We start from the raw sequence: 21,349 nt of genomic DNA, 5'->3' as shown, positions 1-21,349 counted from the left end.
AAAAGGAAGTTTAGATTGGTAGAACAAAAAGACAGCTGGCTAGGTTGTGTTGAATGGTTATGTAAGCATTTTAATGTTCGTAGCCATCCTTCCAAAATAGTGTCTGGCCTACCTTTAAATGAAGGAAGGCTCAATGAATCCCTTTTCCCAAGAGCCATTGAGAAATCGGGGTTAACGCTGAGCCATGTAAAAAAAGAATTACTGACTCAATGTCAGTTCCCCGTTGTTGCTGTTAATTCCGCGACAGGAAATCCTGTTGTCGTCACTCAAGACGCCGGTGACCACTTTCAAGTATTGGATTGCGAAACCAACTCAAGCCAAGAAACATCGTTAAAAGACTTGGTTGCTCAAGTGGAATCGTATGTGTGGCAAGTGGGGGCTCAAGCGCTTGATGATGCGCGTGTTCAATCCCATGAACGTAGCGAGAATAAATCCAACACCCGTTGGTTATGGCGTGTCGTCAAAGAAGTAAAACCTTGGTATCGAGACCTGTTTATCGCTTCATTCTTGATCAACTTGCTCGCGCTAGTCGTGCCTCTTTTTACCATGAATGTGTACGACCGCGTGGTGCCAAACCAAGCGTTTAATACGCTTTGGGTTCTGGCGGCAGGCGTTGGTATTGTCGTTATTTTTGATTGGGTATTGAGAAGCTCACGAAGCTCTGTGACTGACATGGCTGGGCGCCATATTGATAACAAGTTGTCTTCCCAACTGTTCTCTAAAGTCCTTGGTATGAAGTTGGAAAATCGACCTCAATCGGTAGGTGCATTTGCCAGACAGCTTCAAGATTTCGATAGCGTGAAAGACTTCTTCACCTCCATCTCTTTAGTCACGTTAGTCGATCTACCATTTACCTTACTGTTCTTGTTCCTTATCGGTTGGCTCGGTGGTGCGATGATGTTCATTCCTGTCGCAATAATGCTGGTATTGATTGTGCTGAGCATTGCGATGAAAGGTAAAGTAGAAAAAACATTCGATGAAACCGCACGTTTGTCGACACAAAGACAAGCACAGCTGTTTGATTGCTTAACAACCCTTCCGGATATCAAGCAAAACAATGCTGAGGGTATTACGCAGAAGCGTTGGGAACAGACTATTTCATCGCTCTCTCAATGGCAGACTCAATCTCGTCACTATTCTAATATCGTGACGCATTCTATTCAGTCGAGTCAGCAGATCGTTACCATCACTCTGATTATCTTCGGCGTGTATCAGATCTCTGAAGGCTTGCTGAGCATGGGTGGCTTGATAGCTGTGGTGATGTTGAGTGGACGTGCCGCGAGCTCGGTGAATCAACTTTCCCTTCTACTACTGAGATTCCAACAAACTCGCTCGGCTGTTGAAGGGCTCAATCAGATCATGGACTTACCTCAAGAAGAGTCTAAGCACCAAGTGATTGATAAGGGTGATTTCGATGGTGGAGTAAGGCTGGATGAAGTCACGTTTACTTATCCAGAGACTCAAAGCCCCGCGCTAAAGGAAATCTCTTTGGAGATAAAACCGGGTGAGCGAGTTGGCCTTGTTGGCGCTGCTGGTGCAGGTAAAACCACGCTTTTATCGATTGTTGCTCGACAGTATTTGCCAACAACAGGACAAGCTTTCTATCAAGAGATTGATGGGCAGTTATGGCCAACCAGCGTCTTGCGCAGTGGCATGGGTTGGGTTGGGCAAACCACTAATTTGATCTTTGGCAGTGTTTACGACAACGTCACCTTGGGCGCAACCAATGTTGATGAAGAAAAGCTAAGACAAGCGCTGCAACAGTCGGGTCTCAACGGTTATATGGGACGTTTAAGCAATGGCTTAGAAACGCCAGTTGGTGAAGGTGGACGGTTACTTTCAGGAGGTCAACGACAAGCTGTGGCAATAGCGAGAGCATTGTATCGCTGTCCTAAACTATTGATTATGGATGAGCCAACCAGCGCTTTGGATAATCAAGCAGAGATACAGTTTTTCAACGCACTGCAAAGTATGCCGAGAGAAACCTCAATGCTGATCAGCTCGCACAAATCTTCCTTCTTGATGATGTGCGACCGCGTGGTTGTATTGGATAAAGGTCAGGTCGTGGCTGAGGGTGAGCCAAAAGATATTCTCTCTCTACAGAAGAAAAGTGCACCCAAAGGAACCAGTCGCTTCAAAACGGTTTCAGTGGTTAAGGGAGGTCGTCATGAGTAATGATATTCAATGGACCAACAATCACTTGGCATTCCGTTCTCGGAAGCTGATTTGGCTAAGTGCACTACTCATTATCTCGATTATCGGTTGGGCTACATGGGCAACTTTAGAAGAAGTCGTCATTGGTGAAGGCAAAGTTGTCCCTAGTCTTTCTGTGCAAACTATTCAAAGTTTAGAAGGCGGATTAGTCCAAGAGATCATGGTGCGACAAGGTCAATCTGTGGCGAAAGGACAACCACTGGCTAAGTTAGAAGACACGCGTTTTAAAGCGGCCTTTTTAGAGTCGGCTCAACAGGCCGATACTTTGCTTGCTCAACAGTTGAGATTGAAGGCTGAACTGTCGACCGTGGTTTTAAATAACGATGCGAAAGAGTGGTATGAACGAGTGATGCTAGTCCCGCAAGATATTGTCATCGACGCATCAAGTCACCCTGCTTTGATGAATGCGAAAGCCAACTATCGAGAACGTCTGGGACAATTGAAATCTGAACTGGAAGAGGCGGCACTTCGCATTGAGCAACAAGATCAAGCGCGATTCGATACACTCAATAACATTCAGACTCTAGAAAGTAGCTTAGATATTGTTATTAGAGAGCGCAACATGCTGAAAGACGTGGTTGCCAGTGGTGCGGTTGCAGAAGTTGAACTGCTTAAGTTAAACCGCGATGTAGTAAAGCTAAAAGGTGATATTGCCAGTTCAAAAGTAGCCGCCCAGAAACAAAGAGCAGCCTATTCAGAATCGGTAGCCGATCACAGAAGCATAGCTTTAGATTTTCGCGCCAAAGTTCAAGGTCAGTTAAACGAAGTTGCCAGCAAAATAGCTCAGTTGAACGAAAGCCAACAGGCGATTGCCGACCAACTAAAACGGACTCAAATTTTAGCGCCTGTTGATGGCACGGTGAAAGAGATCTTTGTTCGAACCATCGGTGGTGTTGTTCGTCCGGGTGAGCCTATTATCGAGATCATTCCTTCAAACAGTGATTTGATTGTTGAAGCTAGAATTTCACCTCAAGACATCGCGTTTGTTCATAACGGATTAGGCGCAACCGTCAAATTCTCTGCGTATGACTTTGTTATCTATGGCGGTCTCAAAGGTAAAGTGACTTATGTCAGTGCCGATGCGTTACAAACAGAAGACGGTAATGCTTATTACCGAGCCCACATTCAATTAGATGAAGATCAACAACACAACTCTGCGTTCAGTATTATCCCGGGGATGCAGGTTGCGGTGGATATATTAACGGGTGAAAAAACAGTATTGAGTTATTGGTTGAAGCCAATTTTACGAGCTAAGGAAAACTCACTTCGCGAGCGATGAAGTGTGTTAAAGCATAAATATAAAAGGAAGTGTAATGCATTCAAAATTCTTACTCTCTTCTTGCTTATTAGTGAGCGGGCTGTCTCAAGCAGCCTCATTAGAAGAGTCCGTGGCCTTTGCCATCGACTACAGTCCAGAAATATTGGCGCAGTACTCCCGATACCAATCGGTGGTTAGAGACGGGGACGCTGCGGGTGGTTTGTATATGCCACAAGTCAATTTGTACGCGGCGGCAGGTTATGAAGAGACTCGCTACAACAGTGGCAGCAAGCTTGATACCGATGATCGTGGGCTAACGCGAACAGAAATTGGCGTTAAGGTATCTCAATTACTATTCGACGGTTTTAAAACGACGTCGAATGTCGACAGATTAACGTTCGAAGCTGAAGCTGAACGATTAACCCTGATTTCACGCGCTGAAAATGTCTCGTTAGATGTGGTGAGAAACTACCTCGATATTCTTAAGGCTGAGACGTTACTTGAACTGTCTAAACGTAACGTAAAAGAGCACCAAGAGATCTATCAAGACATTCAAGACAAAAAGAGCAAAGGGTTGAGTAGTAACTCCGATCTGGCTCAGATCTCGGCTCGTGTTGCCACGGCGCAATCTTCGTCAATCGCGGCTCAGAATAACCTGTTTGATTTACAAACTAAGTACTTGCGCTTAGTGGGTAAGCCAGCTGTTAACCTCGTTTATCCTCGTTTTGATTACGCGTTGTTACCGAGTTCTGCGCAGGTCGCACTTGAGCAAGCGGTTGAAAATCATCCTGAAATTCAAGCATCACTATTGGATATTGACGCAGCTCGTAAAGAGATGCGCCGAGAAAAAGGTGACTATTATCCTGAAGTAAAACTTGAGCTTCATGCTAACAAGAATGACAACGTGTCTAATCCGCCAGGCGGTGTTGATGAAGACGCGCGAATCATGCTGACCATGGATTACGATTTGTTTAATGGCTTCTCTACCGACTCTCGAGTTGAATCGTCTGCGTGGCGAGTTGAAGAGGCAAGGGCAATTAGGTTGAGAACAGAGCGTGAGGTTAAAGAGGGCACTCAGCTTGCTTGGAACGCCTACAAAATGCTTGAGCAGCAAAAATCGCTACTTCAACAAAACGTAGATGCAGCAAAAATTGCAGAGCTTGGTTATATCCAACAATTCAATGTAGGAAGACGAAGCCTATTAGACGTACTTGATGCGAAAGTAGAAGTCTTCTTGGCTCGAAGAAACTTTATTAGCACTGAATATGATCAAACATTGGCGGCATACCGAGTTTTGAACGCGATGGGCATGTTGACCTACGCGTTGAGAATTGAGCATCCAGAAGAGTGGCAAGGGGAGAATAAGTAATGAGACATTTTAAATTAGCGCTACTTAGTTCTATCTTGCTGATGGGATGTGCAGAAACGCCCGATACGACGATGACTCGTCATCAGATTGATGATTTGGCAGATAATGATCGTGATGGTGTTATCAATCAGCGAGATCTGTGTGCCGATACACCAGAAGGTGTGACCGTTGACATTAAAGGATGTGCAAACTGGAAAATTGTTGAAGACGTTGAAGTATTAAGCGTGGCATTTGATTTCGACAAATACGTTCTTAAACCAGAACACACCGCCGTGTTAAACGAGTTGGTGCGTTTACTTGGGGAGCAACCTGATGCCTCAGTGACCTTAGTTGGTGATACGAGTTCAGAAGGTACTAATGTTTATAACAAAGCGTTGGCAAAGAAAAGAACCGGTGTGATTCGTGATGCACTGATTAATAGAGGTATTGATGGTCAGCGAATCTTCGAACAAGAATTTACTCAGATAACCAGCTTAACTCAGCACCTTCATAAGCGTAAGCGTAGAACCATTGCGGTGTTAAAAACAGAGAGCATGGAAGTAAACCCATCTTGGAATATTTTCACCTCAGAGATGCAGCTCGACAGCAATAGCGATGTTGAATCTAAGACATCGATTGACCCAGTAGGAGGCCTGTAATGAAACGTCTATCTAATAAATCGGGCTTACTGCTTGCGGCTGTACCTGCGTTTTTTTCTGTATCAACCTTAGCGAATGAAGTAAGTGATATTGGTTTGGTCGCGATTGAACCTAATATGCAAGGGCTCGTTGAAGACTTGCTTAAGAGCCAAGAGATCGATCTAGAGGTTTTACTGAGTGATAGCGTCCCCGAGCAGATGATCATGCAACGCTCACGTGTTGGTATTACTTCCAAAAAGTGGACTGATAAAGAGATGGCTAGGTTCGACATGCGCTACGGCTACAGACCGACCGAGCTGATGTTTACTGCCGATGTAATTGCGATTTTGGCGAATGAGAATAACCCAGCCACATCCATCAGCGTTGCTGAACTTATCGATGTGTTTGGGTGCTCTAGCGACCCTAAGCATCCGAAATGGACGCCAAGCAGCGACGTTCGTGATGGAGAAAGCCTAGACACACACATGTTGCCTTTCGCTATCGACCACAACCTGCAAGGCCATACCACCTTTTCAAATTGGGTCGAGTGTGGAACTGACGGGGAATATGCGAATACTCAATTCTTAGCGGATTTGCCGGATCTGATTAATAAGATTGAGGGCGAAGATGCCGCTATTGGTTACACCGTTTACTCGGATCAAATCTCTGATGTGAAATGGTTAAGCGTGGTTGATAATCTGGGTGTGAACTACGACCTAAACAAAGAAACGATTCTCTCAGGTCGTTACCCATTAGCCACGGTTTACTATATGTACCTGAATATTCCCGCGCATCGCAAAGACTTTACGGAACAGGAGAAGTTCTTTGTTGGCCTGACTTTGTCGGAAGAACATCAAGGTGTGTTGAACCAATATGGTTTCATCAGTTTGCCGCCAGAAGCAATCCAACGAAATAAAGTAAGGCTATCACTTGAAGAGCCTGCGATCGAAGGCGGTTATAAATGATTGGTATGATATGCTGTATGTGAATCGTCGGAATGGTATTGTTAGTTCCGTAATGGTTCTCAAGGTGACGGATTACGTTATTCGGCGATAGAATTTATCTAACGGGCATATATGCCCGTTTTTTTCGCCTAAAGTTTGTGGCTTGAGCGGGTGTTTGTTGATTGGTCACGTATAATGAACGCTTCATACCGCGCGAAATAAGCACAATAAATGAGAACTCTTCCAGTCTTAATCCTACCTTTGTTATTGGCTCTGAATACCCTTTCATCCTCTGCGCAAGCGAGTGAAAGCTGGTGGTTGCGTACGGTATTCAATAGCAGCCCAACTCAACCGAGTTCTCAAAACTATATTAACGATATCGATCTTATGGATTGTGGCGAAGTTGAAGGCACTCTGTTGTGCAGTGACTTAACCCAATATTACGATTTGGATGTTTATGTTGAACTGGAGTTGGGTGGCTCAAGTGTCGAGGTGGTTCGCTTAAACCTGTCATATTCGAACCTAAGTTACACAAAGCTTCAAGCCTACCTTCGCCAAGATGGCTTTGCTCTCAGTTCTATTCGTATTGGGGAAGATGAGTTTGATGTGGTCGCTCAACTCGAACAAGCGAAGCGTGAGGGAGTTGGTTACGACATGGTAGATAAACAACTCGTCAAATTCATCAATACTCCACATCATTCCTCTGAGCAAATGAGTTTATGGAATGTGCCTAGTTCTTCCTCATCTTCTTCAGCTCCTTGGATTCAATTACATAGTGATGGTGACAACTTAACGGTTGAACTGAATCGTCTTTAATTGCTCAAATTTATAGATAGTTTCGTAATTCATTAGGGTAAACAAGCCTTTTGGGAAAACGGCTGACGGGCAGACAGCAAGCTATTACTGATTTAAGTGTTCGTTTTTCTGTGGCTCTCACATTTTTAGTAAGCGTTTACCTTTGCCATTTGTTATACGTTGAGCCCTCGGTAAAACGAGCTTACGATACGTTCAGTATTGATAAAGGAGACAACCCATGGTTGCAAGAGTAACGACAGCGCCACAAGGCCCAGAACTTTCTGAGTTAGTGCAAGGATACTGGCGTACAGCAGAGTGGGGCATGACCCCGCAACAACGCCTGACTTTCCTGAAGCAGCACATTGATCTTGGTATCACAACTGTTGATCACGCGGATATTTACGGTAACTACCAATGTGAAAAGTTGTTTGGTGAAGCATTGGCGCTTGAGCCAAGCCTTCGTGATGATATCCAAATCGTCACCAAGTGCGACATCAACTTGTGTGGTGACCACACTCCTGATCGCAAGATCAATCACTATGACACCAGCGCGCACCATATTTACCAATCGGTAAATAACTCTCTAGAGCGCTTGGGTGTAACCGAACTGGATGTATTACTGATTCACCGCCCAGATGTACTGATGGATGCAGATGAAGTAGCAGAAGCGTTCGCTGAACTGCATAAGGTCGGCAAAGTTAAGCACTTCGGTGTCTCTAACTTTTCACCACGTCAGTTCGACTTACTGCAATCTCGACTAGGTAAGCCACTGGTGACTAACCAAGTTGAAATCAATCCATTGAACTTCGAAGTAGCCCACGATGGTACGCTGGATCAACTGCAGATGAACCGTATTCGTCCAATGGCGTGGTCTTGTCTCGGTGGTGGTAGCATCTTCAGTGGCGATTCAGCACAAGCAATTCGCGTTCGTGATGAGCTAGAAGCGATTCGCCAAGAAGTGAGTGCGGACAGCATTGACCAAGTGATTTACGCTTGGGTTCGCCGTTTACCGTCTAACCCGATCGCGATTATTGGCTCAGGAAAGATTGAACGTGTGAAGACTGCCGTTGATGCACTGAAAATCGAACTGACTCGTGAGCAGTGGTACCGCGTATGGGTTGCATCTAAAGGCCATGGTGTGCCATAGAGACCTTTGGGGTCTGGCATTTATCCACAGACTTAGATGTTTCAACGTAAAACACCAGCACCCCAGCTGGTTTTTTTGTATTCGCCTAACATGTTGCTCCAAAACTGTGATTAAGGTGGAATAATTTTCAAAAACACTCATAATGCACTCTGTTTTTCACCAGTTGGATATTTCCATTGAGCACTTCAAAATTCTCTTCAATCGCCCTTAAGCCAGAGCTTCTAAATACGTTAGATTCTCTTGGTTATACTGAAATGACGCCTATTCAAGCGTTAAGTCTTCCTATTATTCTGGATGGCAAGGATGTTATCGGTCAGGGTAAAACGGGTTCAGGTAAAACAGCTGCCTTTGGTTTAGGCGTGCTGCAAAACCTACGCGTTAAGCGTTTTCGTGTTCAATCTTTAGTGTTATGTCCGACTCGTGAGCTTGCAGACCAAGTAGCAAAAGAGATCCGTACTCTTGCTCGTGGCATTCACAATATTAAAGTGCTGACACTATGTGGCGGTATGCCAATGGGCCCTCAAATTGGTTCATTAGAGCATGGCGCACACATTCTTGTGGGCACTCCTGGTCGTATCCTGGACCACCTAGAGAGAGAGCGTATTGACCTGTCTGAGTTGAACACACTTGTGTTAGATGAAGCCGATCGCATGCTGGAAATGGGTTTCCAAGATGCACTAGATGCTGTTATTGAAGCAGCACCAAAAGATCGTCAAACGTTATTGTTCAGTGCAACTTTCCCTAAACAGATTAAATCTGTTGCAGACCGCATCATGAATAACCCTGAAATGGTGAAGGTTGAATCAACGCACGATCACTCAAGCATCCAACAACACTTTTATAAGGTTGAAGGTACTGAAGCTCGTGATGACGCACTAGAGCTAATGCTTCTTCATCATCAACCAGAGTCAGCGGTTGTGTTCTGTAATACTAAGAAAGAAGTACAGAACGTAAATGATGAGCTAAGCCACCGTGGTTTCAGTGTTATCGAGCTTCATGGCGACATGGAACAGCGTGAACGTGACCAAGCTTTGGTTCAGTTCTCAAACAAAACCATCTCTATCTTGGTTGCAACAGATGTTGCTGCTCGAGGTCTTGATGTTGATAACCTAGATGCTGTGTTCAACTTTGAGTTGTCTCGCGATCCTGAAGTACACGTGCACCGCATCGGTCGTACTGGTCGTGCAGGAAGCAAAGGTGTCGCAATTAGCTTCTTTAGCGAAAAAGAGATGCACCGTGTTGCTCAAATTGATGAGTACATGGATATGCCAATCGAACCGTCTCAGTTGCCAGCTAAACCAATTGCTAAGCCGTACTACTCAAACATGGTAACCATCCAGATTGATGGTGGTAAGAAAGCGAAACTTCGCGCAGGCGATATCCTTGGTGCGTTGACAGGCCAAGGCGGTATTGATGGTAAGTCAGTAGGTAAGATCAACTTGTTCGCGATGCGTGCTTACGTTGCTGTAGAAAGATCAATGGCTAAGAAAGCATTAGGTAAAATCGAATCAGGTAAAATGAAGGGTCGTCAATTCCGCGCCCGAATTCTGAAGTAATTCGAGATTGTCTCCCTTTACTGCTAAGTCATGCTAGTAATAATGCAGTAAAGGGTGTTCCACAATCAGTAACGTATCAAACGTTTATTCATCAGGTCTGATCGAATAGAAATCGTTAATATGTCTTCCTTCGCTAAGATACCAAGTCATCGCTTCCTGTCGATTATTAGCGGATATCGTAATTGTGGTTAGTCTTCCATCGTCAAAATAACAAAGCTCGTACTCTAACTCGCTTGTATAATGAGGAGTAGCGGCCATAGCTTACCTCCCAAATATTAATCATTTGAAAATAAATAAACCATTCGTTTATAGGATTCGTTTACATCAAGTGAGCAATAAAAATCAAGTTACATCACTGCCATTAATTATTTTTAGTTTAATCATTTGCCGAAATAGCTAGATTAGCAAGTCTGAGTCTCAATTTATCTCAAAGTTTTTACAGCCACTGCTTATTAAGGCTACTTTTATAAGAGCTAGAATATAGCGTTATAAGAACTAGAGCTAACCTTAAAAGGGTGAGTTAATGGATTTGTGGATTTGCTGAATATCGTGAGAGGGTTAAATGAGAAAGTGTCGATGGTTAGTCTTATTAGTCTGTTTTGTATTCGCTGGTTGCGGGACTAAATTTGCCTACAACAATATAAGCTGGTTTGCGGTTAGCTATATTGAAGACTTTGTTTCTCTATCCAACAGTCAAGAATCAGAGCTCGAAGAGCGCCTCGACTTATTACAGCAATGGCACAAAGAAATCCAACTTCCGCTGTATATGTCGCAACTGCAAGCGATTCAAAACTTAGACCGTTCTGATATGAATTCTGCTTTTATAATTGATCAAAGTGAACAAACTAAAAATCATATTCGCTCGATCGTTAACAAGTTCGCTCCAGATATTTACGCGTTAAGTATGCAGCTTACCCCAGAGCAAGATAACGAATTCTTAAAGAACTTTAGGGAAAAGCAGCAAGAGTATTACGAAGAAAGATTATCATTGAATGATGAAGATTCGAGAGAACGCTATCGAAGTCGAATTGAAGATAGGTTAGAGCGATGGTTCGGGTCGGTATCGGAAGAGCAAAAAACGATTATTTTGACGTGGTCTCAAGAGTGGGTAAATACTAACGATAGCTGGCGACAATATCAAAATAATACGTATCAAGACCTAACGACACTTATGCAAAAGAAGACCGATTTACATATTGCACAGCCAATTATTATGAAACTACTTTTGAACAATGAAGATTATTATCCGCAAGAACTGGAGTCTAAGCTTGATAAGAATATGCAAACATCAGCGAAGTTCTTGGTGGATATCGCCGCAGTGAGCAGTGATAAACAATGGGCTTATTTTATGAGTGAACTAGAAAGCCTCAAGACGACGTTAGTGTCACTGCAGGAGTAGGGTAGCAATTTAAGGCTAGTGACTGTTTGCTACTAGCCTTCTGACAAACCCAAAGCCGAACGCAGAGAGTTAGCCTCTGTTACTCATTAGCAGCTTTGGAATAGATCCTTTAGCGGTCTTAGATATTTTCTGCATCAATTGAAAGCTTGGCTGTTGAATGCCGTGGTCATTTTGAAGTTCATCAATCATCAATAACCATAAGCGTGCTGTCATTTCTGAATCGGCTAACGCTCTGTGAAAAGTACCATCGTTGTCGATATTTTTGAAACGTACAAGGTCACCCAGTTTATGAGTGGGTGCGTCTTGAATCAGGCGGCGAGCAATCAACATTGAGCAAGCGAACTTGCCTGTGTAGTCTCGGCCAATAAAGTCTAATTCCGCATCTAGAAAGCGTTTATCAAACGACGCATTGTGAGCAACAAGTTGGCTGCCTTGGATAAAGTCTGCAAACTCATTCATCACTTCGCTGCAACTGGCCGCCGTGCTTAACATACGGTTACTGATCCCGGTATAGCTTTCAATGAACCCGCTAACACGAAATCCTGGGTTCATGAGTTGCTGGAAGGTGTCGACGACTTCGCCGTTAACTAATTTAACCGCACCGATTTCGATCGCTCGGTCACCCATGTTTGGTGATAAGCCTGTGGTTTCGAAATCGAGAACAATAACGGAGTCTGCGGAGTTTGGAGCCATCGTGTTTCCTAATGCTATTTGGTTGTATCGCTTTATATGGGGCGCTTAGTGTTGCTACGGGGCGATCTATTGCGTGCTTTCGCTGATAGTGAGCTCAGTGTAACCCGTAGACTCGTCATGCTCTCTGTTGAAGGTCAAAGTCTCGTAGCGATGAACAATCAATTCAGCCGTGGTTGCGATAATCGTCCCTTCGAGCAAGTGCCCACCAATCACATTGCCATTTTCATCAGCAACGGATATATGGACATGCTGGTGGTTTGGGGTTAGCGTTGCCATTACAGACACAATTTCGAACGGAGCTGTGATTAGCTTGGTGTTGTTTGCATTAGCCAGACGAATATTGAGTTGAGAAACACATCCGACACAAGACGCGACAGAGCCCGCTGAGATATTGTGCGCTGTCACAAGCTTTTGGAGTTCAAGCTTTAGGTCTTGCCCACGGGTTAATCTCGTTGCGATAGGAGTGATCATCTTATTGCCTCAGTTTTATTTGTATTTCAAAGAACAAAACGAAGCCACATAGGGCTTCGTTTTATTTTCATTTTGGCTAACGCGACTTTTGCATTTTCTGTCGCTGAAATTACTTAGTCTTGTTGCTGTTCTCTTTTCTTCTTAGGCACGAAGTTCAATACTGAAATTGGTACTTCTTTGCGTGGTTCGAAACCTTCAACAACACGACGTTCAATCAAGTGGCCAAGACGTTTTTCAATGATGCACAGGTTCTTGAAGTTATCTTTCGATAGGAAAGAGATCGCTTCACCAGATGCATCAGCACGGCCTGTACGGCCAATACGGTGAACATAGTCGTCCGCTGGGAATGGGATGTCGTAGTTCACTACGCGGCTTAGATTATCAATATCGATACCACGAGCAGCAACACCTGTCGCAACGAGATATTTTAGACGACCTTTTTTGAAGTCTGCCAGAATCTTTTCACGAATCGCTTGGCTACGTCCACTGTGGAAAGCTTCAGCTTCGATACCACGCTTTTCAAGTTGAGCAACCAACTTAGCGGCACCGTGTTTAGTCTCGATAAAGATAAGCGCTTGGTCCCACTCACCATCAGTGATCATGTGGCTTAATAGCGCAGATTTACGGTCTTTATCTACAGTAACTAGCCATTGTTCGATGTTCGCTTTAGAAGCGTCAGTTTTGGCGATAGAAATCTCTTCCGCTTCACTGATTGCGCTTTTCGCTAGCGCACGAACTGGCGTTGATAGCGTTGCTGAGAACAACAGGTTTTGAATGTTTTGTGGCAAACGCGCGATGATCTTGTTGATGTCTTCGATGAAACCCATGTCTAGCATGCGGTCGGCTTCGTCAAGAACCAGAACTTCAACTTCATCAAAGTGAACGGCACGTTGTCCGTACATATCGATCAAACGGCCAGGTGTTGCCACAAGAATATCAACACCTTCGATCAAGCGGTCTTTCTGGTGTTGGTAAGAGACGCCACCGTACATCGCTAATGATGTTAGGTTTAGGAACTTCGCGTACTTAGTAATGTTCTGCTCAACCTGAATCGCAAGCTCGCGAGTTGGTGTCAGAATAACAGCACGAATACGTTTTTTACGTTGTGTTTCACCTTTACTTAGCATTTCTAAGATAGGGAGAACAAAGCTCGCAGTTTTACCTGTACCTGTTTGTGCAGCAGCAATTAGGTTCTTACCAGAAAGCACAATCGGAATTGCTTTTTCTTGAATAGAGGTTGGCTTTTCATAGCCTTGTTTTGCAACGGCTTTAACAATAGGTGAGCTTAATCCAAGCTTGGAAAATGGCATAAGTTTCTCGGTATGATTTGGCTAAATAGCGATGGAAAGGTTCAACAATCTTATACAAGGATAAGATTAATGGCGGCATTCTACCATGTTGCTTGTGTACCGCTAGTAACATAGACACTTTAGTTGGATAATACTGGCTCAATAAGACGACGATAAGACAGGGATGTATGGAAATTACGCCGAATGAACGCGATGCAGTATATAAAACGATTTTTTCTCGCCGAGATGTTCGTGGTCAGTTTCTTCCTAATGAGATCCCAGAAGACGTTTTGATGCGTGTGTTAACCGCAGCGCACCATGCTCCTAGTGTTGGATTTATGCAGCCTTGGGATTTTGTCGTTGTCCGTGATATCGAAACCAAGCAACAAATCAAAGCGGGTTTCAATCAAGCTCATGCCGAATCCGCGGAAATGTTTACCGATGAAAAGCAGGCAATGTATAAGCGTCTAAAGCTTGAAGGTATCGTCGAATCACCTATCGGAATCTGCGTGACTTGCGATCGTAATCGAACCGGAAAGGTCGTGCTAGGCAGAACCATCAAACAAGAAATGGATCTTTACAGCACCGTGTGTGCGGTTCAAAACTTATGGCTGGCAGCAAGAGCTGAAAACCTCGGATTAGGGTGGGTGAGTATTCTTCACGATTCAACACTGCGAGACGCATTAGATATCCCGGAAGACATCGATATCGTTGCGTACTTATGTATCGGCTACGTTGAACACTTCAAAGATAAACCCGAACTTGAAACCATGGGCTGGTTACCAAGAAGAGACGTCAATTCTGCGATTCATGAAGGGAAGTGGAACTCTAGTAAATCGGAGTGACATAAAGGCTCTTGTATCTATGTAATGTATTGATATTAAGTGTCAAAACTCGTTATAGATATTTCAGTATAAGGTTGAATTTAAAAATCCATACTGATATTAATGACACTTGATTCACCGCTCTAGCCTGGAATCCAATGAACGACGCTAACTTACGTAGACTTCAACAGCTTACTGCAAAGTACGAATTAGGCGAAGAGTACCATCTCACGATCGATGATCTAGAGCATTCGCTTTCGACTTCGCGCAGAAACACCTCGATAGTTCTGAAATGCTTATCTGAGTACCACTGGATTTGTTGGATTCCGTCCAAAGGACGAGGGAGGCTTAGTCAATTTAAAATTTTGCTTAGCTTCCCTGAAGCATTAGAGCAAGTTTTAGCGCTTCAGTTAGAGCAAGGTCGCTTTAAAGTAATTCCTCGCCTTTTAGAAAGCTATGGTGATACCGCAATAAAGGCACTGACGCTAGCCACTGAAAAACATAACCTTTTCAATCAACAGCATGATCATTTGTTGATTACTCAATACCCCTGGGTTGATAATCTTGAGCCCGCCAAAACCTATAGAATCGCTGAACATCAAATTCTGAGAAGTATCTATAATACTTTGTTAGTTCAAGATCTTAATGGCGAGCCTCAAGCCAGTCTTGCCCACCATTGGAAGATAGAAGGTCGCTTTCTGCATTTTTGGTTAAGGCCTAATGTTGTTTTCCATGACGGTGAAACCTTGAGTGCAAAAGATGTCGTTCAATGTTTGTTACGGTTAAAAAACATAGATGGCCCGGTACAGTCTTTATTTGAGCAGGTGAATGATGTTCATGTGGTGGGTGAGAAAAAACTAACTATCGAGCTAGCGCGCGCAAACCCAATGTTTATCTATGCGCTGTGTAGTGCACACGCGTCTATCTACCGTTGCAAGCGTAGCTATTTTGCTAGTGGACGCAGTGCGTATATTGGAACGGGGCCTTTCTCTTTAGATGATTGGAGCGAAGAGCGCCTTATTCTAAAACGTCACCGTGGTTACTTTGCTCAAAATGCCTTGTTAGAACAGATAACGCTCACCGACATAGAAGGTTTGAATGATCACACCCTGAGTTTTAATCAATCTGGCGTAGCAGAAGAAACCACAATCAATGCACTTTCGTATCTTGCAGTTAATCGTAGAGAAAACGCAGGCATAACCCCTGAAGAACTCGACAGGCTGGTATCGTTTATCAAGTCCAGCAGTAAAGAGTTTGATGCTGATATGGTGACGGATGATCTCTCTTTCTCGCCTAGTAAATTAACATGCAGCAATCCCATTCCTATTTTGACGGGCACTGTTGTGTTAACACGACCTAGAATGACGATTCCTTTACTTCAAGAGATGGCTGACTGGCTGCAACAAACGATTGTAAAGACAGGTGTCATTATTGAAGTTGTTGAGCTTCCCAATATCAGTGACCCTAGCTCCATGAGTGAGTCGGCAGACCTGTTATTCATTGAAGAAGTTATCGAACAGCCAGCCGATTATGGCCTTTACGATTGGCTACTTGCTTCATCTGGCCTCAGATTCATTTTCAACAATTTGGAGATGAGGGCGCATTGCGAGAGAGTTAGAGCCGCTGTGAGTGGCGAGAAGCCAATGAGCGACTTGCTAGAAATTGAAGATTCGCTTTATCAACAGAAGTTACTTTGTCCGTTATTTCACGGCAAAGAGAAGGTTTTTAATAGTGTTGAGGTTCAAGGCGTAGAGATCAATCAAACTGGCTACAGTGATTTCTATAAACTCTGGATATCTTCAAGCGATATGTAATTAGTCCATTTAAGACCTTTCGTTAGAACAAAACATGCATAAATTGCCTAGCACCCTTTCATGTTTCTTTTGAATACCAATCGCTATTATGACTGACCATGACTATCACAGTCATTCTCGGTCATCCCTCCAATGACAACCCTACTTATTAATGTATTTCATTAGGATCTCATCGAATGAAACTTAAGCTTATTTCTATCGCACTTATCGCTGGTGGCCTTACGGCTTGTGGCGGAGGAGGCGGTGGTAGCAGTACCAGTGCTTCCGCTCCTCAAACAAAAACCTTACAAGGTGTGGCTATCGATGGTTATATTTCAGGGGCGACCGCGTTTTTGGACATCAATTATAACGGTGTGTTAGATGAAGGTGAGCCAAGCAGCATCACAGACGATGAAGGCAGCTATCAGTTATCTTTAACGGGTTCTAATTCTGACTGCATGGACTACGCTCCAATCGTAGTGAACGTACCGGTCGGCGCAATTGATGCGGATAGCCCAAACTCGCCGATTACTGAACCTTATCAGTTAGTCTTTCCGCCAGTCATGACGGTGAGTTCTGATTTAGAAATCAAGTCAACGACACCATTAACCACAGTGTTATGGAACGAGATTCAAGCTGATTTGCACAAAGGTGGCTTAAACAGTTGTTCAGCTTTGAAGCAAGCCGTAAACACCCAAAATAGCATTATCCAAAATGTGAAAGATCATGACTTCCGCATTGCCAATCGATACAACATCGCAGTTGAAGACTTGTATGGAGATTTCGTTAAAGATCAAAATACTGAGCTCTATGACTTAGCGCAAAAAATGATGCCGGCTATCAAAAAGTCGTATCAAGAGACCAAAGAGATTCAAAAAGAGAATCCAAAAGCTCAGCAAGCTTATGTTGATTATTACTGGGAGCATTGGGATTACTCCAAGAAGAACGAAATTAATAAGTGGTATAAAGTTAAAACGGTGATGACCGCAGACAAGCTGATTGTCATTGAACATGAAGTGTCCGCTGATCTGCAGACTGAGCTGGCTTTAAATAAACATATTGAGCGTAATGGCCAAAAGAAAAATGGCTTAGAGTATGACAAAGAAGCTTGGTTCTCATTGGATAGTGATGGAACTGAATATTCATGTTCGGTGCAAGAGACGATCAAGCAGCAGGTTTTGCCTAACTCACTCGCGACCTTTGGTGTGTTGAACCGTGGTTGGTCTAAACAACCTGATTGGGAAAGTTGTTCACGTCAAAATATCGGTGCTGGATTCATGCAAACCTTGTCGGCAGATGTTGTCGGTGACTACAAAGATCAGTTTACCCAAGTACAAGCGAAATTTAATTTTGAAAATAACGCATCACATCCAGAGTGGGTTAATCTAGGTGATTCATTGGATAGTGTGTCGCGTAGCGACTTTGATGCGCTCAATTACCTATCGGTAGATTTTAATGACAACAGTTCATATGGCTCTGACAGCTGGAACAGACATAAGTATGCGTACATTGAAAATACGCCGTTTGATTATACTCAAACGATAACGTCTAGATATTCTCAAGGTAACTGGACTAAAGGTTATTATTACCAGAATGGGACAAGTCGATTTGAGTGTTCAGATGATGGTGTGAACTGGTCAAAAGACACTTGTAAGTAACGCTGACGAAATCGTGATTTAATAACTCTAGATACCTTAATGCAATAAAAAATCCAGTGTCTACAAGACACTGGATTTTTAGTTTTGGCTACCTGCAATCTGTTTTAGATATACAGCCAATTTAGATATGCAAATTGAGAGCCTAAGCGATCTCAATTTTCTCAGCTTGGTTCTGTTCTGCCATTGATATCGCTAGTGCTTCTGCAGCCTTAATACCATCGATACCAGCAGATAGGATACCACCAGCATAGCCTGCACCTTCACCTGCAGGGAAGAAGCCCTTTAAGTTGATGCTTTGGAAGTCTTTGCCACGTTTGATACATACAGGAGAAGACGTACGCGTCTCAACACCCGTTAGTAGGCCGTCTGGCGTAGAGAAGCCTTTGATCTTCTTCTCGAACGCTGGAATTGCTTCACGAATTGCTTCGATAGCAAAATCAGGTAGTGCTTTTGAAATGTCCGTTAGGTGGATACCCGGCGTGAATGATGGTTTTACTTCACCAATCTCACTTGGATCGCGACCTTTCAGGAAGTCACCGATTTTCTGTGCGGGGGCATCGTAATTCTCGCCACCTAGAACATAAGCTGCACTTTCTAACTCACGTTGTAAACGGATACCTGCTAGTGCGTCACCTGGGTAATCGCGTTCAGGATCGATACCCACAACGATGGCACTGTTTGCGTTACGTTCTGCACGAGAGTATTGGCTCATGCCATTGGTTACTACGCGACCTTCTTCAGAAGTCGCTGCAACCACAGTACCACCCGGGCACATACAGAAGCTGTATACAGTACGGCCGTTCTTACAGTGGTGTACTAGTTTGTAGTCCGCAGCACCTAGGATAGGGTTACCCGCGTTCTTACCGAAGCGAGCTTCATCGATCATTGCTTGTTTGTGTTCGATACGGAAACCAACAGAGAAAGGCTTAGCTTCCATGTAAACGCCACGTTCGTGCAGCATTTCAAACGTATCACGAGCACTGTGGCCAACAGCCAGTACTACGTGACGAGATTTAATCTCTTCACCGTTAGAAAGCGTCAAACCAGTGATTTGACCGTCTTCCATATGAACGTCGTCTACGCGAGTGCTGAAACGGATTTCGCCACCTAGCTCAATGATAGAAGCACGCATCTTCTCGATCATGGTAACCAGCTTGAAGGTACCTATGTGCGGCTTACTTACGTATAGAATTTCTTCTGGTGCGCCAGCAGCTACGAATTCTTCGATTACCTTACGGCCGTAGTGCTTTGGATCTTTCACTTGGCTGTATAACTTACCGTCAGAGAATGTACCTGCGCCACCTTCACCAAACTGTACGTTTGATTCTGTGTTCAGAGTACGCTTACGCCAGAAACCAAAGGTATCTTTGGTTCGTTCACGAACTTCTTTACCACGCTCAACGATGATTGGATTTAAGCCCATTTGAGCAAGCACTAGGCCTGCGAACAAACCACAAGGGCCAAAACCGATAACGACAGGGCGCTCAGTTTGGTTCTCAACCGCTTTAGCCACGAATTTGTACTCCATGTCAGGAGTCACTTTTACGTGTGGGTCGCTGATGAATTGTTCTAACAACTCAGCTTCGTTTTCAACGAGAACATCAAGCGTGTAGATAAGTAAGATTTTTGATTTCTTACGAGCATCGTAGCCACGTTTAAAGATATTAAAAGAAAGTACCTGATCAGCGTTAATGCCAAGCTTTGCTTCAATAGCGTCTTGAATGGCTGACTCTTCATGGTCTAGTGGGAGTTTAATTTCGGTTAAACGTATCATTTTGATGTCTCGTTTTTATAGGTGTCTTAGCTAGATCGTTTCTTAATACAGAGTTTGATAAAACGCCGATGTTGAAAGAAGCGATAAGCTCACAATGGCGCGCATTTTACGAGAAATTGATTTATCTGTCATACTAATTTGGAAGCATCGAGCAAATAGACACGATATTAGAGTCGTATGATGTTGAATTTTGCCTTGGGATGAGTATTATCCCCCATTCTTCAATTTTGACTAACTTATAGAGCAGAGCATCATGGCATTTGTCGTAGGCGATAACTGTATTCAATGTAAATACACAGACTGTGTGGCGGTATGCCCCGCAGATGCGTTCCATGAAGGCCCTAATTTCATGGTAATTAACCCAATCGAATGCATTGATTGTGGTTTATGTGTACCTGAATGCGATGCTCAAGCGATCTTCCAAGAAGATGAACTGCCAGAAGATCAAAAGATTTTTATTGAAGTAAATGCCGAGCTTGCCGAAATCTGGCCGGTACAAACTGAAGTCAAAGCACCGATGGATGAAGCTGAAAAGTGGAATGGTGTCGCTGACAAGTTGGCAATGCTAGAAAAGTAATTGTTGAGAGAACTCAAATAAAAAGGCGTACTGATATTAATCAATACGCCTTTTTTAATATCTGAACACTGTCGATTGGCTCGTTAGCTTATGAAATCTAGCTATGTTGACGACGCATATTGTCGAGAATGATACCTGTCGCCATTGCTACATTCAGAGACTCTGCGCCACCGAATGCAGGAATCGTAATCTTATCCGTTACGTATTTAGCCGTATGTTCACGAATGCCGTGAGACTCGCTGCCCATTAGCAAAATGCCATTGGCAGTAAATTCTGTCTTATGAACACTTTCGCCTTCTAAGAACGCGCCGTAAACCGGTAGGTTCGCTTGTTCTAAATAAGCCGGTAAGTCTGTTTGGCTTACGTGTACTCGGCCAAAGCTACCCATAGTTGCACTGATTGTCTTAGGGTTGTATGGGTCTGCACAATCGCTGCTCGCAACGATATGCTTAATACCATACCAGTCTGCTACGCGAATAATGGTACCTAGGTTGCCCGGATCAGATACGCCATCCAGTGCAATCATCAACCCAGTTGCTTTTGGCAGTTCAAATGTTGGGATCTCAACGACAGCAATCGCGGCATTGTTACTCACCAAAGTACTCGCTTTGGTTAGGTCATCCAGCGAGGCTTCAACACAATCAAACTCAATAAGTGAAGCGTGATTTTCAGATAAGAAATCAGCGGTAGCAAAGACGTTCTTCACGACTAAGTCACTATTGAAAAGCTCAAGAACGTTCTTTTCACCTTGAACTAGAAACAAGCCGTGGGCTTTACGTTGTTTCTTTTGGCCCAAAGCACGAAGGAGTTTTAATTGGTTTTTTGAAATCATGTTTTTATCCTAGATATAAGCCCGCGCATTATAGAGCAAAGGTTGGAGAACCAAAAGCGTGATAGCTCAATGCGATCCACATAAAAAGCAAAGCGACCCACTTACAAAAAGAAAAGCGTACTAAATAGTACGCTCTTAT

General features: G+C 43.7%; 19 protein-coding genes. 13 read left to right on the top strand and 6 right to left on the bottom strand.

Translation table 11 applies throughout. The annotated features are described in order from the left end of the window. Positions 1-15 precede the first annotated feature (15 nt). The 8 genes from L3V35_RS02830 (at position 16) to dbpA (ending at position 9,900) form a co-directional block, all read left to right on the top strand. A complete protein-coding gene (locus L3V35_RS02830) occupies positions 16-2,175 on the top strand; it encodes a type I secretion system permease/ATPase (RefSeq protein ID WP_237298300.1) in 2,160 nt (719 codons plus the stop codon). Next, a complete protein-coding gene (locus L3V35_RS02825) occupies positions 2,168-3,493 on the top strand; it encodes an HlyD family type I secretion periplasmic adaptor subunit (protein WP_017074812.1) in 1,326 nt (441 codons plus the stop codon). The genes L3V35_RS02830 and L3V35_RS02825 overlap by 8 nt, the downstream gene beginning before the upstream one ends. A gap of 34 nt (positions 3,494-3,527) precedes the next feature. Next, positions 3,528-4,841: a TolC family outer membrane protein gene (locus tag L3V35_RS02820; protein ID WP_017074813.1), complete on the top strand. Its 1,314-nt coding sequence runs from the start codon at positions 3,528-3,530 to the stop codon at positions 4,839-4,841. Continuing rightward, a complete protein-coding gene (locus L3V35_RS02815) occupies positions 4,841-5,479 on the top strand; it encodes an OmpA family protein (RefSeq protein ID WP_102551464.1) in 639 nt (212 codons plus the stop codon). Before L3V35_RS02820 ends, L3V35_RS02815 begins: the two co-directional genes overlap by 1 nt. Then, positions 5,479-6,423: a substrate-binding domain-containing protein gene (locus L3V35_RS02810; protein WP_237298299.1), complete on the top strand. Its 945-nt coding sequence runs from the start codon at positions 5,479-5,481 to the stop codon at positions 6,421-6,423. The genes L3V35_RS02815 and L3V35_RS02810 overlap by 1 nt, the downstream gene beginning before the upstream one ends. A gap of 210 nt (positions 6,424-6,633) precedes the next feature. Next, on the top strand, positions 6,634-7,218 hold the full coding sequence (locus L3V35_RS02805) for a hypothetical protein (protein WP_237298297.1): 585 nt from the start codon (positions 6,634-6,636) through the stop codon (positions 7,216-7,218). 217 nt (positions 7,219-7,435) lie between these two features. Then, a complete protein-coding gene (locus L3V35_RS02800; RefSeq protein ID WP_237298295.1) occupies positions 7,436-8,344 on the top strand; it encodes an aldo/keto reductase family oxidoreductase in 909 nt (302 codons plus the stop codon). A 176-nt stretch (positions 8,345-8,520) separates the two neighbouring features. Then, positions 8,521-9,900, top strand: a complete 1,380-nt coding sequence (gene dbpA / locus L3V35_RS02795; protein WP_017074818.1) for an ATP-dependent RNA helicase DbpA — start codon at positions 8,521-8,523, stop codon at positions 9,898-9,900. An 84-nt stretch (positions 9,901-9,984) separates the two neighbouring features. Here dbpA and L3V35_RS02790 read toward each other — a convergent pair whose 3' ends face one another. Further along, the gene (locus L3V35_RS02790; RefSeq protein ID WP_017077429.1) at positions 9,985-10,158 is read right to left on the bottom strand and encodes a hypothetical protein; all 174 of its coding nucleotides are present in this window, start codon (positions 10,156-10,158) and stop codon (positions 9,985-9,987) included. A 304-nt stretch (positions 10,159-10,462) separates the two neighbouring features. Here L3V35_RS02790 and L3V35_RS02785 point away from each other — a divergent pair, with 304 nt between their 5' ends. Further along, positions 10,463-11,299 (top strand): DUF6279 family lipoprotein, encoded by an 837-nt coding sequence (locus tag L3V35_RS02785; RefSeq protein WP_237298293.1) that lies wholly within the window; start codon positions 10,463-10,465, stop codon positions 11,297-11,299. A 69-nt stretch (positions 11,300-11,368) separates the two neighbouring features. Here L3V35_RS02785 and L3V35_RS02780 read toward each other — a convergent pair whose 3' ends face one another. From L3V35_RS02780 to L3V35_RS02770, 3 genes are all read right to left on the bottom strand, one after another. Further along, the gene (locus tag L3V35_RS02780) at positions 11,369-11,992 is read right to left on the bottom strand and encodes a 3'-5' exonuclease (RefSeq protein ID WP_237298291.1); all 624 of its coding nucleotides are present in this window, start codon (positions 11,990-11,992) and stop codon (positions 11,369-11,371) included. Positions 11,993-12,058: 66 nt separating this feature from the next. Continuing rightward, complete coding sequence (locus tag L3V35_RS02775; RefSeq protein WP_237298290.1) at positions 12,059-12,463, bottom strand: PPC domain-containing DNA-binding protein; 405 nt, start codon at positions 12,461-12,463, stop codon at positions 12,059-12,061. A gap of 113 nt (positions 12,464-12,576) precedes the next feature. Continuing rightward, a complete protein-coding gene (locus tag L3V35_RS02770) occupies positions 12,577-13,773 on the bottom strand; it encodes a DEAD/DEAH box helicase (RefSeq protein WP_017109066.1) in 1,197 nt (398 codons plus the stop codon). Positions 13,774-13,940: 167 nt separating this feature from the next. On the opposite strand from L3V35_RS02770, the gene bluB reads away from it, so the two are divergent. From bluB to L3V35_RS02755, 3 genes are all read left to right on the top strand, one after another. Beyond that, positions 13,941-14,597: a 5,6-dimethylbenzimidazole synthase gene (gene bluB / locus L3V35_RS02765; protein ID WP_237298287.1), complete on the top strand. Its 657-nt coding sequence runs from the start codon at positions 13,941-13,943 to the stop codon at positions 14,595-14,597. 137 nt (positions 14,598-14,734) lie between these two features. Then, complete coding sequence (locus L3V35_RS02760) at positions 14,735-16,390, top strand: ABC transporter substrate-binding protein (protein ID WP_237298285.1); 1,656 nt, start codon at positions 14,735-14,737, stop codon at positions 16,388-16,390. A 176-nt stretch (positions 16,391-16,566) separates the two neighbouring features. Then, positions 16,567-18,027, top strand: coding sequence for a hypothetical protein (locus L3V35_RS02755; RefSeq protein ID WP_054545726.1), 1,461 nt, complete (start codon positions 16,567-16,569; stop codon positions 18,025-18,027). Positions 18,028-18,169: 142 nt separating this feature from the next. Here L3V35_RS02755 and L3V35_RS02750 read toward each other — a convergent pair whose 3' ends face one another. Then, on the bottom strand, positions 18,170-19,801 hold the full coding sequence (locus L3V35_RS02750) for an NAD(P)/FAD-dependent oxidoreductase (protein ID WP_237298284.1): 1,632 nt from the start codon (positions 19,799-19,801) through the stop codon (positions 18,170-18,172). A gap of 253 nt (positions 19,802-20,054) precedes the next feature. Here L3V35_RS02750 and fdxA point away from each other — a divergent pair, with 253 nt between their 5' ends. Then, on the top strand, positions 20,055-20,378 hold the full coding sequence (fdxA, locus tag L3V35_RS02745) for a ferredoxin FdxA (RefSeq protein ID WP_050650887.1): 324 nt from the start codon (positions 20,055-20,057) through the stop codon (positions 20,376-20,378). A gap of 97 nt (positions 20,379-20,475) precedes the next feature. On the opposite strand, the gene L3V35_RS02740 is transcribed toward fdxA, so the two are convergent. After that, complete coding sequence (locus tag L3V35_RS02740) at positions 20,476-21,210, bottom strand: RNA methyltransferase (RefSeq protein WP_171311645.1); 735 nt, start codon at positions 21,208-21,210, stop codon at positions 20,476-20,478. Positions 21,211-21,349 lie beyond the last annotated feature (139 nt).

The organism is Vibrio sp. L5-1, from assembly GCF_021728315.1.
In the GTDB taxonomy this organism is placed as follows: Bacteria; Pseudomonadota; Gammaproteobacteria; order Enterobacterales; family Vibrionaceae; genus Vibrio; species Vibrio splendidus_K.
The sequence above is the reverse complement of the archived record's forward strand: the minus strand, read 5'-3'. Positions and strand labels throughout refer to the sequence as shown.